This is a genomic window from Variovorax pasteuri (assembly GCF_051216435.1).
Classification (GTDB): domain Bacteria; phylum Pseudomonadota; class Gammaproteobacteria; order Burkholderiales; family Burkholderiaceae_C; genus Variovorax.
Genome location: NZ_JBPJZS010000001.1, coordinates 545,907 through 559,528, shown reverse-complemented (window position 1 = coordinate 559,528; position 13,622 = coordinate 545,907). Strand labels below are relative to the sequence as shown.

At 67.3% G+C, this 13,622-nt stretch carries 11 protein-coding genes and 1 riboswitch; of the genes, 3 read left to right on the top strand and 8 right to left on the bottom strand.

The features are described 5' to 3' along the window. Nucleotides 1-8: 8 nt before the first annotated feature. The 7 genes from ACSFBM_RS02560 to ACSFBM_RS02530 form a co-directional block, all read right to left on the bottom strand. Nucleotides 9-1,193: a M20 aminoacylase family protein gene (locus ACSFBM_RS02560; protein WP_435482995.1), complete on the bottom strand. Its 1,185-nt coding sequence runs from the start codon at nucleotides 1,191-1,193 to the stop codon at nucleotides 9-11. A 41-nt stretch (nucleotides 1,194-1,234) separates the two neighbouring features. Further along, nucleotides 1,235-2,737 (bottom strand): M81 family metallopeptidase, encoded by a 1,503-nt coding sequence (locus tag ACSFBM_RS02555; protein ID WP_435482994.1) that lies wholly within the window; start codon nucleotides 2,735-2,737, stop codon nucleotides 1,235-1,237. Between the two features lie 50 nt (nucleotides 2,738-2,787). Next, nucleotides 2,788-4,404 carry a dipeptide ABC transporter ATP-binding protein gene (locus tag ACSFBM_RS02550; protein WP_435482993.1) on the bottom strand — a complete coding sequence of 539 codons (1,617 nt, stop codon included), beginning with the start codon at nucleotides 4,402-4,404 and terminating at the stop codon, nucleotides 2,788-2,790. 120 nt (nucleotides 4,405-4,524) lie between these two features. Further along, entirely contained in the window at nucleotides 4,525-5,475 is a 951-nt protein-coding gene (locus tag ACSFBM_RS02545; protein WP_435482992.1) for an ABC transporter permease, read from the bottom strand. A gap of 28 nt (nucleotides 5,476-5,503) precedes the next feature. Then, a complete protein-coding gene (locus ACSFBM_RS02540) occupies nucleotides 5,504-6,445 on the bottom strand; it encodes an ABC transporter permease (protein ID WP_435482991.1) in 942 nt (313 codons plus the stop codon). A 23-nt stretch (nucleotides 6,446-6,468) separates the two neighbouring features. Next, nucleotides 6,469-8,046 carry an ABC transporter substrate-binding protein gene (locus tag ACSFBM_RS02535; RefSeq protein ID WP_435483711.1) on the bottom strand — a complete coding sequence of 526 codons (1,578 nt, stop codon included), beginning with the start codon at nucleotides 8,044-8,046 and terminating at the stop codon, nucleotides 6,469-6,471. 149 nt (nucleotides 8,047-8,195) lie between these two features. Beyond that, a riboswitch (glycine riboswitch) is annotated at nucleotides 8,196-8,319 on the bottom strand. Between the two features lie 145 nt (nucleotides 8,320-8,464). Further along, the gene (locus ACSFBM_RS02530; protein ID WP_435482990.1) at nucleotides 8,465-9,262 is read right to left on the bottom strand and encodes a hypothetical protein; all 798 of its coding nucleotides are present in this window, start codon (nucleotides 9,260-9,262) and stop codon (nucleotides 8,465-8,467) included. A gap of 134 nt (nucleotides 9,263-9,396) precedes the next feature. Here ACSFBM_RS02530 and ACSFBM_RS02525 point away from each other — a divergent pair, with 134 nt between their 5' ends. The 3 genes from ACSFBM_RS02525 to ACSFBM_RS02515 all read left to right on the top strand — a co-directional run bounded on the left by ACSFBM_RS02525 (nucleotide 9,397) and on the right by ACSFBM_RS02515 (nucleotide 12,874). After that, nucleotides 9,397-10,023 (top strand): ABC transporter ATP-binding protein, encoded by a 627-nt coding sequence (locus tag ACSFBM_RS02525; protein WP_435482989.1) that lies wholly within the window; start codon nucleotides 9,397-9,399, stop codon nucleotides 10,021-10,023. Nucleotides 10,024-10,173: 150 nt separating this feature from the next. Then, nucleotides 10,174-12,411, top strand: a complete 2,238-nt coding sequence (locus ACSFBM_RS02520) for an NADP-dependent isocitrate dehydrogenase (RefSeq protein ID WP_435435186.1) — start codon at nucleotides 10,174-10,176, stop codon at nucleotides 12,409-12,411. A 124-nt stretch (nucleotides 12,412-12,535) separates the two neighbouring features. Beyond that, a complete protein-coding gene (locus ACSFBM_RS02515) occupies nucleotides 12,536-12,874 on the top strand; it encodes a DUF1161 domain-containing protein (RefSeq protein WP_435482988.1) in 339 nt (112 codons plus the stop codon). A 7-nt stretch (nucleotides 12,875-12,881) separates the two neighbouring features. On the opposite strand, the gene ACSFBM_RS02510 is transcribed toward ACSFBM_RS02515, so the two are convergent. Then, complete coding sequence (locus tag ACSFBM_RS02510; RefSeq protein WP_435482987.1) at nucleotides 12,882-13,508, bottom strand: helix-turn-helix transcriptional regulator; 627 nt, start codon at nucleotides 13,506-13,508, stop codon at nucleotides 12,882-12,884. Between the last annotated feature and the right edge of the window lie 114 nt (nucleotides 13,509-13,622).

The window sequence follows — 13,622 nt, the reverse complement described above, 5'->3', positions numbered from 1 at the left end:
TTCCCCCTTTACTGCAGGTACGTTTCGGCCAGCAGCGCCCAGTAGGCCGCGCCGATCGGCAGGTTGCCGTCGTTGAAGTCGTAGCCCGGGTTGTGCACCATGCAGCCGCCGTGCTCGCCCGGCGCGCCGTTGCCGATGAACAGGTAGCAGCCGGGTTTTTTCTCCAGCATGAACGCGAAGTCCTCGCTGCCCGTGACGGCCGGGCCCTGCGGCTCCACGTGCGCCTCGCCCACCAGCGCGTAGCCGACGCGGCGCGCGAACTCGGTTTCTTGCGGCGTGTTCACCAGCACCGCGTAGCCCTTGCGGTAGTCGATGTGCGCCTTCACGCCGAAGCTCTCGGCCTGCGCGTTGACGATGGCCTTCAGGCGCTTCTCGAGCAGCACGCGCACCTCGCGGTTCAGCGAGCGCACGCTGATCTCCAGCGTGCAGGTCTCCGGAATCACGTTGTTGGCCTTGCCGGCGTGGATGGCGCCCACGGTGACGATCGACAGCTCCTGCGGATCGGCGTTGCGCGAGACGATGGTCTGCAGCGCCATCACGATGCTCGACGCCGCCACGATCGGGTCGGCCGTGCGGTGCGGCATGGCGCCGTGGCCGCCCACGCCGGTGAGCGTGACGGTGGCGTAGTCCGACGAGGCCATGGCCGCGCCCTCGCGGAACACCAGGTCGCCCTGCCTGCGGCCCGGCGAGTTGTGCATGGCGTACACCGCGTCGCACGGGTACTTCTCGAACAGGCCGTCGTCCATCATCTTCACGGCGCCGCCCATGCCCTCTTCGGCCGGCTGGAAGATCAGGTTGAGCGTGCCCGAGAACTCGCCGTGCTGCGCCAGGTACTTGGCCGCGCCAAGCAGCATGGCCGTGTGGCCGTCGTGCCCGCAGGCATGCATGATGCCGGGCCGTCCGCTGCGGTAGGCCAGGCCCGTCTTCTCCTCGATGGGCAGTGCGTCCATGTCGGCGCGAATGCCCACGGCGCGCGTGCCGTTGCCGCGCTTCAGACGGCCCACGAGCCCGGTCACGCCCAGGCCGCGCTCGACCTCGTAGCCCCAGGCCGTGAGGCGCTCGGCGACCAGGTCGCTGGTGCCGAACTCCTCGAAGCCGAGCTCGGGGTTCTGGTGGATCTGCTGGCGCACCGTCACGAATTCGGCGGCGTGCTTTTTCATGTACTCGAGGTAGTGCTGTGCGTTCTGGGGCATCGTGTGCTCTGGTTCGGTGGAAGGGAAGACGGGGTGGGTGCTCAGGGCTGCAGCGCCATCGTGGCCGGCAGCCGCGTCCATGGCAGGTCGGCCGGGTCGGCGGCCATCGGGCCCGGCGCCTTGGCCACGAGGATGGTGCTGGCGATGGGCGCGAAGTCGGCGCGAAAGTGCACCGAGCTCTTGTTGACCAGCACCTTCATCGCCTCGGGCTCGATGCCCACATAGCGGAAGAACTCGCGGTCGAGCATCTGGCTCTTGCCGCTGGCCACGGCGATGCGCACGCCGTCGATCTCCAGGCAGGCGCTGGGGCCGAGCGACACCGTGCCGCCGCGCGACATCGGCCCCTTGCCCTGCACCTGGCCGTCGCTGAGCGCGGTCACGGTGAACAGGCCTTCGACCGGCACATCGCTGAACTGGCCACCCCAGGTGGGCACCGAGGTGCCCAGCGCGATGCGGATCTGCGCGCCCACGCCGGCCTCGTGCGCCGCGGCCGCGGCGGCCGGGTCGAACATCAGGCCGAGTGCCACCTTGCCCGGGAAGCGCTTGCCCGCGCCCTCGGCCAGCAGCGCATGCAGCATGCCGGTGGTGTTGCTGTCGGCGCCCGCGCCGGGATTGTCCTGCGTGTCGGCGATGACCACTGGCTGGCTCGCGCCCTCGGCCAGTTCGAGCGCGCGCGCCACGGCCACGCGAGGCTCCAGCACGTCGAGCCGCCATTGCGAGCGCGGCTGGTCGATGCGCTCGTACAGCGTGGCCACGGCCGCGCCGGCGTCGTCGCCGTAGCCCCACACCACCGGCCCGCATTCGGCGATGTCCGCGGCCGGGAAGCCGGTGGCAAAGCTCAGCACCGCGTCGTGCTTCACGTCGAGTTCCTTCAGCAGCGCGTACACGGATGCAGCCGGCTCGATCATGGTCGACTGCACGTTCAGCGGCAGCAGGAAGCTGAAGCGCCGCGCATGCAGCGGCTCGCGCGAACCGCGCGCCATGCGGCGCTCCAGCAGCGTCGCGGCCAGGCGGCCGGTGTCGGCCATGTCGATGTGCGGGTAGGTGCGGTAGGTGGCCAGCGCATCGGCCTCGGCCAGCATCTGCGCGGTGATGTTGCCGTGCAGGTCCAGGCTCGCGACGATGGGCACGTCGGGGCCCACCAGCGTGCGGATGCGCGCAATCAGTTCGCCTTCGGGGTCTTCGAGGTGCTCGGTCACGGCCGCGCCGTGCAGGTCGAGGTACACCGCGTCGATGCCGCCGTCGGCCAGCGCCGCGGCCAGGTCTTCGGTAATGGCGGCCGAGATGCGCTCGAAGGCGTCTTCGGTCACGTGCGCCGAAGGCGTGGCGCCGGCCCATGCCGAGGGCACCAGCAGCCAGCCCTTCTCGCGCGCCGCGTCGATGAAGCCGCCCACCGGAATGTTGCGCCCCGCATAGGCCTCGACGATGACCGCGCCGCGCCGGTACGGCGGAAAGCTGGAGCCCGCGTTGAACGCGGCCCAGTCGGCCTTGCTGGGGGCGAAGGTGTTGGTCTCGTGCTGGAAACCGGCGATGAAGACTTTCATGGATTCCTTGTCGTGGGATGAAGCGATGAATGAATGACCGGGGCGCGGCCTCAGCTGCGCGCGAAGGCAAAGTCGCGCCCGGGCGCTGCGGCCAGCAGTTTGCGCGTGTAGTCGTGTTGCGGCGCGAAGAACACGTCTTTCACCATGCCGCGCTCCACGATTTCTCCCTGGCTCATGACGAGCACGCTGTCGCAGATCTGGCTGGCCACGCGCAGGTCGTGGGTGATGAACAGAATGCCGATCTTCAGCCGCTGCTGGATCTCGTCGAGCAGCCGCAGGATCTGCGCCTGCACCGACACATCGAGCGCGGACACCGCCTCGTCGGCGATCAGCACCTTGGGCTCGCAGGCCAGCGCACGCGCAATGGAGATGCGCTGGCGCTGCCCGCCCGAGAACTCGCTCGGGTAGCGGCGCAGCGCGTCTGGCGACAGGCGCACCAGGTGCATCAGCTCCTCGGCGCGCGCCCAGGCCTGGTCGTGCGGCATGCCGAAGTTGACCGGCCCTTCGACAATGGAAGCGCCCACGGTCTGGCGCGGGTTGAGCGAGCGGTAGGGGTCCTGGAAGATCACCTGCACCGTGCGCCGGAACGGCGACAACGCGCGCCCCGTGGCATGCGCCACCGAGCGGCCGTCGGCAAAGATGTCGCCGGAGGTCGGGTCGATCAGCCGCGCGATGCAGCGCGCCACCGTCGACTTGCCCGAGCCCGACTCGCCGACGATGCCCACGGTTTCGCCGGGGCGCACTTCGAGCGTCACGTCGCGCGCGGCGTTCACCGTGCGGCGCTTGCCCGGCCAGCTGCCGGTGACGTAGGTCTTGCAGATCTTCACCGCGTTGAGCAGCGGGTAGGCCTCGGCCACGGGCGGGCGCCGGGGCGCCGAGAGTTCGGGCACCGCATCGAGCAGCATCTTCGTGTAGGGCTCGCGCGGCGCGGTGAGCACCGCCATCTTGTCGCCCTTCTCGATCATGGCGCCCAGCTGCAGCACCACCACCTCGTCGGCGATTTCGGCGACCACGCCGAAGTCGTGCGTGATGAACAGCACGGCCGTGCCGCTCTCGGTCTGCAGCTCCAGGATGAGCCGCAGGATCTCGGCCTGCGTGGTCACGTCGAGCGCGGTGGTCGGCTCGTCGCAGATCAGCAGCGCGGGCTTCAGGATGAGCGCCATCGCGATCACGATGCGCTGGCGCTGCCCGCCCGAGAGCTGGTGCGGGTACGAGGCATAGATGCGCTCGGGCTCGGGCAGCCGCACGCGCGCCATGATGGCCAGGATCTTCTGGCGCCGCTCGGCCGCGCCCATGTGCACGTGCTGCGCGAGCATTTCGTCGACCTGCGCGCCGCAGGTCATCACCGGGTTGAGCGCGGTCATCGGCTCCTGGAACACCATGGCCATCGCAGGGCCGCGCAGGGCACGAAGCCGCCCTTGCGGCGCCGCGAGCAGGTTCTCGCCCTGCAACTCGATCACCCCGCGCACGGGCACGAGCCCCGGCGGCAGCAGGCCCATCACCGCGTTGGCGATGACCGACTTGCCCGAGCCCGATTCGCCGAGCAGGCAGACGATCTTGCCGGGCGGCACGTCGAAGGAGATGTGCGCGACCGCATGCGCGCGGTCGCCGCCGGGCGGCAACGCGATGGCGAGGTCGCGCACGGAAAGTACCGGCACCTGTGTCATTTGAATTTTCCCGTGCGAGAAACACTGTGGAACCGGCTTTGCCGGGCCACCGGTGTTGCCCCTTGCAAGGGGGTTGGCGAAGCGGCACGAAGTGCGCGAAGACTGGGGGTGTTCTTCATACTAGCTTCCCCGCTTGTTGAACTTCGGGTCGAGCGTGTCGCGCAGGCCGTCACCCAGGATGTTCACCGCCAGCACCGTGAGGGCCAGGAAGATGCCCGGGAACAGCACGTTGTGCGGGAACTGGTTGAACTGCGCACGGCCCTCCGCCATGATGTTTCCCCAGGTCGCCATGTCCGCCGGCAGGCCCACGCCCAGGAACGACAGGATGGCCTCCACCAATATTGCCGAGGCGCACACATAGGTCGCCTGGATGATCAGCGGCGCGATCGCGTTCGGCAGGATGTGGCGCGTGAGGATCTTCCAGGTCGGCGTGTCGAGCGCGATGGCCGCCTCCACGTAAGGCTCCTCGCGCACGGTGAGCACCACCGAGCGCACCAGCCGCGCCACGCGCGGAATCTCGGGCACCGCGATGGCCACCACCACCGTGAGCAGCTTGCCGCCGAACAGCGCCACCAGGCTGATCGCGAACAGGATGCCGGGGATGGCCATGACGCCGTCCATCAGCCGCATGAGCACGCTGTCGATGCGCCGGAAGTAGCCGCCCATCAGCCCGACGACCATGCCGAACACCATGGCCAGCGCGGCCACCGCGATGCCCACGGTGAGCGACACGCGCGCGCCGTACAGCGTGCGGCTCCAGATGTCGCGCCCCAGGCTGTCGGTGCCCATCACGAACAGGTGCTCGAAGGTGTCGCCGGCCAGGCTGTTGAACTCGCCGCGCGTGCCCGGCAATATGTTCGAGCTGGCGGGGTCGATGGCGGTCGGGTCGATGGTGCCCAGCCACGGCGCGGCCAGCGACATCAGCACGAGCACCACCAGGACGCTGCCGCCCGCGCGCACCGACCAGTTGGCCAGGATGCGCTTGAGCAGCGAGCGTCGCCTGGGTGGCGGCAGCGCCTCCACGGCGGCATCGGGCGCATCGGGAGCAAGGGAAAGGGATGAATCGGTCATGGTGTTTCTTCGTTGCGGTTCCGTGGCTTCAGTAACGGATACGTGGGTCGAACACCAGGTAGCTCACATCGATCAGCAGATTGATGAGCACGTAGATGACGGAGAAGAACAGCGTGATGCCCTGGATGAGCGGAAAGTCGCGCGACAGCACCGCGTCGACCGTGAGCTGCCCGAGCCCCGGAATGGCGAACACCGTCTCGGTGACCACCACGCCGCCGATCAGCAGCGCAATGCCGATGCCGATCACCGTGACGATGGGAATCGCCGCGTTGGCCAGCGCGTGCCGCATCAGCAGGCGTTTTTCGGAAATGCCCTTGGCGCGCGCGGTGCGGATGTAGTCCTCGGTCATGGCCTCGGCCACGGCCGCGCGCGTCACGCGCGCGATCAGCGCCACATAGATGACCGACAGCGTGATCGACGGCAGTATCAGATGCTTGATCCACAAGAGCGGCCCCTGGCTCAGCCGCGCATACCCCTGCACCGGCAGCCACTGCAGGTGCAGCGCGAAGATCCAGATGAGCACGTAGCCGATCACGAACGCCGGAATGGAAAAGCCCATCACCGAAAAGCCCATGAGCATGCGGTCGAGCCAGCCGCCGTGCCGCCATGCGGCAATCACGCCCAGCGGCACCGCGATGAGGATGGTGACCACCAGCGTCACGGCCGCCAGCGACACGGTGGCCTCGATGCGCTGGCCGATCAGCTCGGTCACCGTCTTCTTCATGAAGTAAGACTCGCCCAGGTCGCCCTGCAGCAGTTGCGCGCTCCAGTGAAAGAACTGCACCGGCAGCGACTGGTTGAGCCCCAGCTGCTCGCGCACCTTGGCGATGTTCTCGCTGGTGCCGCTGTCGCCCACGATGGCGGCCGCGGGGTCGCCGGGCGCGAGCCGCAGCATCAGGAAAACGATCAGCGCGACGATGACGAGCACCGGCACGGTCGACAGAATGCGGCGTGCAAGAAAGAGCAGCATGGGGCGGGTTCCGTGGCGTTGGCTCAGTTCTTCTTCAGGTTCCAGAACACGCCGACCGGCGAGCGCACGACGCCGCTCACCACGCCCTTGCGGTAGGCCGTGAGGGGCTTGTATTCACCGATGGGCGCGTAGATGCCGGTGTCGTACACGCGCTGCTGGATGGCCGTGGCCAGCTCCTTGCGCTTGGGTTCGTCGGCCGTGGCCAGGAACTCGGACTTGAGCTGCTCCAGCTTGTCGTCGGTGGCCCAGCCGAACCAGCCCTTCTCGCCGTTGCCGGTGAGCGGTGCGAAGAACATCGGGTTCATGTTGTCGGCAATGCCCCAGCCGGTGATGAACAGGTTCCAGCCGCCCTTGTCGACCGGGTCTTTCTTGGCGCGGCGCGTGACCAGCGTGGGCCAGTCCATCGACTGCATGTCGACGTTGAAGCCGGCCTGCTTGAGCAGCTGCGCCATCACCGGCGGAAACTTGTTGAGCACCGCAAAGTCGGCCGGGTACATGAGCACGACGGGCTTGCCGTCGTAGCCGGCCTCCTTGAGCAGCGCCTTCGCCTTTTCGAACTGCGGCTTGCCGGTGAAGTAGCCGGTCTTGTCGGAGGCATAGGCCGAGCCGCACGGGTAGATGGAGGCGCAGCTGTTGTAGAGCTCCTTGTGCACCAGTTGCGCGCGCATCAGCGCTTCCTGGTTGATGGCCATGAACGCGGCCTGCGCGATCTTGGGGTTGTCGAAGGGCGGAATGAAGTGGTTCAGGTGCAGCGCGAACGAGCCCTTGGCCACCGGGCTGTCGAGCGTGATGGCCGGGTTGTTCTTCAGCGCGGTGTACTGCTCCGAGGGCACCCACTCGATCATGTCGACCTCGCCGTTGGCCAGTGCGTTGGCCTGTGTCTGCGCGTCCTTCAGGATGATCCATTCCATGCGGTCGACGTACACGTTCTTGCCGCCCGCAGTGCCCGAGGGCGCCTCGGTGCGCGGCACGTACTTGGTGTTCTTCAGGTAGACGATCTTCTCGCCGGGGCGGTACTCGTCCTTCTTGAAGATGTAGGGACCGGAGCCGGTGGCGTCGTCGATCTGCTTGTCGGCGGGCGTGGCCGCCACGCGCGCGGGCATGATGAACGGCGGGTTCGACGACGGCTTGCTCAGCGCGTCGAGCACCATGCCGAAGGTGTCCTTGAACACCAGCCTGAAGGTGTTGGCGTCCACGGCCTCGGCCTTGTCGAGCGCGGTGAACATCTTCTGGCCCAGCCCGTCGCGCTGGCCCCAGCGCTTGAGGGATGCAATGACGTCTTCCGAGGTGACAGGCTTGCCGTCATGGAAGGCCAGGCTCTTGCGCAGCGTGAAGGTCCAGGTCTTGCCGTCGGGACTGGTCGTGTACTTGTCGACCATCTGCGGATGCACCTTGCCTTGTTCGTCCACGCCGAAGAGCGTGTCGTACACCATGTAGCCGTGGTTGCGCGTGATGAAGGCGGTGGTCCAGATCGGGTCGAGGATCTTCAGGTCGGACTGCGGCACCAGGCGCAGCACCTTGCCAGCGTCCTGTGCGAAGGCGGTGGCCGCCGCTGCGGCCAGCAGCGCGCCCACGAACATGGCTTTCAGTTGTCGTTTCATCAGCATGGGTCAGTTCTCCGGTTGAAAAAGAGGGACGCGAGCACGTGCAACGCCAGGAAAGACATTCGTCGTGCGGCGTTGCGGGAAACAGGTCATGAAAGAAAGCGGCTCCGGAAGCGAACAAGGGCACCCCCGCGCTCTGTGCGCGGCGTGCCCCTGCTGTCCTTTTGCCTGAGAGATTCACCCTGCGCGCACATCGCACAGGGCTTGCCCCTTCGGCGGCTGCCCTCGGCCCCTGCAAGGGGTCGGTCAGCGCTCTCCAGCGTTAGAAAAAATCCAGTCTTGGGACCTGAGCGTTCTGGGCCATCGCCTTCGGTAATGCACTAACTCGAAGCATCGAGCCGGCATTTCTCCTGGATGAACTTCTCAAAGCAGATTGCGTGCCAAAACGCAGCAATGCGCGAGAAGTCTTCGGTGCTTACTGCGGTCCGCCGCAGAAGTCCGCACGCTCGGTGGTCTTGGCGGTGAAGCGGATGCGCGTGGTGGTGGCGGCGCGCTGCGGCTCGTTCTGCGGCCACTCGCTCTGCAGCCACGTGTACTGCCAGTCGTAGGGCGCGCCGGGGCTGGCGGCCTCGCCGTACACGATGCGCAGGCTGCCGTTGCTTTCGTCATGGCAGTGCTTCGAGGTCTTGTAGTCCTTCTCGCTGAAGCAGGCGCGGATCATCTTGAAGCACGAGAAGGGAATGCCTTCGTGCAAGGCCTTGCCGCCTTCGAGCGGCACGAAGTCGGCAGTGTCGAACGAGGCGCCACCGCCCGAGTACATCTCCGACACGGTCTGCAGCACGGCCACGGCCCACTTGCCTTCGGCCAGCGGGTAGAGCGCGGGCGCGAGCGACAGGCGCATGTCGCGCTTGTCGCCGGTGTCGCTCGCGGTGCCGGTGTCTTCTTTCTTGAGGGACTGCGCATAGCCCGAGAAATCGTGCAGCCGGTCGAGCTGCCAGCCCTTCGCGTCGGTGGTGCGCTTCACGCGCGCCATGGCCAGCGGCTCGGCAGAGAGCACCACGTAGTCGGCAGGCGTGGCGCCGCGCGGGCGGTACAGGCCGAGCTGCTGCACGTCGCAGGGCTGCGGCAGCAAGGCGCACAGGCGGGTGCGCCATTGCAGGTCGAGCGCCTCGGGTTTCTTCACCGCGTCGAACACCTGGGCCGGCGGCGCGGCGAACACGGGCACAGTGAACAGCGACACGAGGAGACCGGCGGTGAGCAGCAGCTTTTTCATGGAGCCGAATGGTAGCCATGCCTTGGCGTTCGCGTGCGGCTGCTTGATTGATAGAGTCGGCCTCGACCATGAACCCTTCGTCCCCTTCACCCTCCTCCTTGCCCTCCTTGCCCTCCTTGCCCTCCTTGCCCTCCTTGCCCTCCATCCTCCGGATCGACGCGCTCGGCTTCGCCTACCCCGGCCAGCCGCCCATCGCCTCGAACTGGACCGCCGCCATCGGCCCCGGCGTCACGCTGCTGCACGGCGACACCGGCAGCGGCAAGTCGGCCCTGCTCCAGGTGATGGCGGGCGCGCTGCCCGCCACCGGCCGCCTCACCGTGGCGAGCGCCAGCCTGGACACCGCGCCCGAGGCCTACCGGCGCCAGGTGTTCTTCGTGGACCCGTCCACCGACCGCTTCGACCAGGCCACCGTGCACGAATGCACCGCCGCGCTGCGCCAGGGCGACGCGGGCTTCGACGAGGCGCGATGGCAGGCGCTGGTCGAAGGTTTTTCCCTGACCCCGCACCTGGCGAAGTCGATGTTCATGCTGTCCACCGGCTCCAAGCGCAAGGTGTGGCTGGCCGCGGCGCTGGCCTCGAGCCGCCCGCTGGTGCTGCTCGACGAGCCGACGGCCGCGCTCGATGCGGGGTCGGTGCGCTGCCTGTGGCGTTCGCTGGGCGAACTGGGGCAGACGGGGTCGCACCGGGCCTTCCTGGTCGCCAGCGCCGAGCGCATCGACACCGTGCCGCTGGCGGCCACCATCACCCTGCCGCTGCCCTGAAACCCCATTGACAGCGCCCCCCATGGGGGTGTTAGGCCCTTTGGCGGACCGAACCGGCCGCCGACGGGTGACAATCGGCGATTCCGGCGGTGCGAACTCCGCCAGAAGTTCCAGCCAACCCGACAACTCAAGTTTTACGGAAGCCAGCGCATGAGCTCGAAGCAACCCACCATCGTCTACACCCTCACCGACGAGGCGCCCCTGCTGGCGACCTACGCGTTTCTGCCCATCATCCGCGCCTTCACCCAACCGGCCGGCATCAACGTCACCACGAGCGATATCTCCGTGGCCGCCCGCATCCTGGGCGAGTTCCCCGAATTCCTGAGCGACGCGCAGAAGGTGCCCGACAACCTCTCCGAACTCGGCAAGCTCACGCTCCAGGCCGACGCCAACATCATCAAGCTGCCCAACATCAGCGCTTCGGTGTCCCAGCTCAAGGCGGCGATCAAGGAACTGCAGGACAAGGGCTTCAAGATCCCCGACTACCCCGAGAACCCGACCACCGACGAGGACAAGGACATCCGCGTGCGCTACAACAAGTGCACCGGCAGCGCGGTGAACCCGGTGCTGCGCGAGGGCAACTCCGACCGCCGCGCCCCCAAGGCGGTGAAGGAATACGCCCGCAAGAACCCGCACAGCATGGCCGAGTGGAGCCAGGCCTCGCGCTCGCACGTCTCGCACATGCACGGCGGCGACTTCTACCACGGCGAAAAGTCCATGACGCTGGACCGCGCGCGCAACGTCAAGATGGAGCTGATCACCAAGAGCGGCAAGACCGTCGTGCTCAAGTCCAAGGTGGCACTGCTGGACCGCGAAGTCATCGACTCCATGTTCATGAGCAAGAAGGCGCTGCTGGCCTTCTATGAAAAGGAGATCGAGGACGCGCACAAGACCGGCGTCATGTTCTCGCTGCACGTCAAGGCCACCATGATGAAGGTGTCGCACCCCATCGTGTTCGGCCACTGCGTGAAGATCTTCTACAAGGAAGCCTTCGAGAAGCACGGCAAGCTGTTCGACGAGCTGGGCATCAACGTCAACAACGGCATGGTCGATCTGTACACCAAGATCGCCACGCTGCCCCAGAGCACCCAGGACGAGATCAAGCGCGACCTGCACGCCTGCCACGAAGGCCGCCCCGAACTGGCCATGGTCGACTCGGCCAAGGGCATCACCAACTTCCATTCGCCGAACGACGTGATCGTGGACGCCTCCATGCCCGCGATGATCCGCAACGGCGGCAAGATGTGGGGCGCCGACGGCCGCCTGAAGGACGTCAAGGCCGTGATGCCCGAATCGACCTTCGCCCGCATCTACCAGGAGATCATCAACTTCTGCAAGTGGCACGGCGCCTTCGACCCCAAGACCATGGGCACGGTGCCCAACGTGGGCCTCATGGCCCAGAAGGCCGAGGAGTACGGCTCGCACGACAAGACCTTCGAGATTCCGGAAGACGGCGTCGCCAACATCACCGACCTGGACACCGGCGAAGTGCTGTTGAGCGAGGACGTGGAGCAGGGCGACATCTGGCGCATGTGCCAGGTCAAGGACGCCGCGATCCGCGACTGGGTGAAGCTGGCCGTGACCCGCGCGCGCAACTCCGGCATGCCGGTGGTGTTCTGGCTCGACGCCTACCGCCCGCACGAGGCGCAGCTGATCACCAAGGTCAAGATGTACCTGCACGAGCACAACACCTCGGGCCTGGACATCCAGATCATGAGCCAGGTGCGCGCCATGCGCTACACGCTGGAGCGCGTCGTGCGCGGCCTGGACACCATCAGCGCCACCGGCAACATCCTGCGCGACTACCTGACCGACCTGTTCCCCATCATGGAACTGGGCACCTCGGCCAAGATGCTGTCCATCGTGCCCCTGATGGCCGGCGGTGGCCTGTACGAGACCGGCGCGGGCGGCTCGGCCCCCAAGCACGTGCAGCAGCTGGTCGAAGAGAACCACCTGCGCTGGGACTCGCTCGGTGAATTCCTGGCGCTGGCCGTGAGCCTGGAAGACCTGGGCCTGAAGACGGGCAACGCGCAGGCCAAGATCCTGGCCAAGACGCTGGACACCGCCACCGGCAAGCTGCTGGACAACAACAAGAACCCGTCGCCAAAGACCGGTCAGCTGGACAACCGCGGCAGCCAGTTCTACCTGGCCATGTACTGGGCACAGGAGCTGGCCGCGCAGACCGAAGACACGGCGCTGCAAGGCAAGTTCAAGAAGCTGGCCGAGACGCTGGCCGCCAACGAGAAGAAGATCGTCGACGAACTTGCGGCCGTGCAGGGCAAGCCTGTAGACATCGGCGGTTACTACCTGGCCGACCCCGAGAAGTTCACCGCCGTGATGCGTCCGAGCGCAACGCTCAACGCGACGCTGGCGGCGGCCCAGGCCTGAGGCCGGCCCAGGCATGGGGGCAAGCCCCATGCCTTTCCTGCCCCCCTTCCAACAGGGGATGCACAGCGCACGGGCGTGGGACTAGACTGTTTCCCCCTCCCACGCTGTGCAAGGCAGGCCCCCCATGAAACACTGGTTGCTCCCCACCGCGCTGGCCCTTGCCGGCGCGGCCCATGCGGCGCACGGCGCCGAAAGCTGCGACGCCCTGCGCACCCAGATCGAGTCGAAGATCGCCGCCGCTGGCGTGGCGCGCTTCACCGTCACCGTGGTCGATGCCAACGCATCGGCCAACGGGCAGGTGGTGGGCAGCTGCGAGCTCGGCAGCAGGAAGATCGTCTACGAGAAAGACGCCGGGCCCGACCGCGGCACGACGCCCGCAGCACCCGCTGCCTCTTCGGGCGCGCCCATCCTCACCGAATGCAGGGACGGCACCGTGTCCGCCGGCGGCGACTGCAGGAAATAGCTGTTGGCTAGGCGCCGGCTTGGGGATTGAGCAGGCCGTTCTGCATGGCGTCGCGCACCGCCTGCGCGCGCGACTTCACGGCCAGCTTGCGGTAGATGTTCTTGACCTGCGCATCCACGGTGTGCGTCGAGCGGTAGCTCGCCTCGGCAATCTGCCGGTTGCTCAACCCCTGCGAAATCATTCGCAGCACGCTGAGTTCGCGCGGGGACAACATGCTGGCCTGACGGTCCGGCCCCGGTGGCGGCGCGGCGCGCGGACGCTTTGCCTTCACGGGCAGCGCAGCCGGCTGTGCAACCAGCGGCTGCGCACGCGCCTTCAGCTGCGGCGGCATCGAGGCCGCCTTGGGCTGCCCGGGTGCCGCAACGGACGACTTCCCTGCCACGATGCGCTGCGCGATCCGCGACGCGGTGGCCGTGTCGCCCTCGGCGACCAGCCGCATCAGGAACGCCAGCTCCACCTCGCTCGCCTTGGAGAACAGCAGGCCCACGGCGGTGGCGGCCACGGCCGAATCGACCCGCTGCACATCGTCGTCGAGCGTGCGCAGCAAGGGCTCGTGGCTGTTGCGCCTGGACATGCCGGCGCCGTCGCCACTGTCACGCTGCACTGCAACCCGCTTGATTTTTCCGACGGACATGGACACCTTCATTCGCTCGGCAAGAGAGGGGGAGCGCGCGGCCCGACGGGCCCGGCTGCGCAGGCGTGGCCTTGCAACCACGTCCACCCCAAGGTTGCGGGTTTGCGCCCTGCA

Coding starts and splice junctions, on each gene's coding strand:
- ACSFBM_RS02530 (WP_435482990.1), bottom strand. CDS start 9,262: ATGAAAAAGCTGCTGCTCACCGCCGGTCTCCTCGTGTCGCTGTTCACT.
- ACSFBM_RS02520 (WP_435435186.1), top strand. CDS start 10,174: ATGAGCTCGAAGCAACCCACCATCGTCTACACCCTCACCGACGAGGCG.
- ACSFBM_RS02510 (WP_435482987.1), bottom strand. CDS start 13,508: ATGTCCGTCGGAAAAATCAAGCGGGTTGCAGTGCAGCGTGACAGTGGC.
- ACSFBM_RS02550 (WP_435482993.1), bottom strand. CDS start 4,404: ATGACACAGGTGCCGGTACTTTCCGTGCGCGACCTCGCCATCGCGTTG.
- ACSFBM_RS02560 (WP_435482995.1), bottom strand. CDS start 1,193: ATGCCCCAGAACGCACAGCACTACCTCGAGTACATGAAAAAGCACGCC.
- ACSFBM_RS02515 (WP_435482988.1), top strand. CDS start 12,536: ATGAAACACTGGTTGCTCCCCACCGCGCTGGCCCTTGCCGGCGCGGCC.
- ACSFBM_RS02545 (WP_435482992.1), bottom strand. CDS start 5,475: ATGACCGATTCATCCCTTTCCCTTGCTCCCGATGCGCCCGATGCCGCC.
- ACSFBM_RS02555 (WP_435482994.1), bottom strand. CDS start 2,737: ATGAAAGTCTTCATCGCCGGTTTCCAGCACGAGACCAACACCTTCGCC.
- ACSFBM_RS02540 (WP_435482991.1), bottom strand. CDS start 6,445: ATGCTGCTCTTTCTTGCACGCCGCATTCTGTCGACCGTGCCGGTGCTC.
- ACSFBM_RS02535 (WP_435483711.1), bottom strand. CDS start 8,046: ATGAAACGACAACTGAAAGCCATGTTCGTGGGCGCGCTGCTGGCCGCA.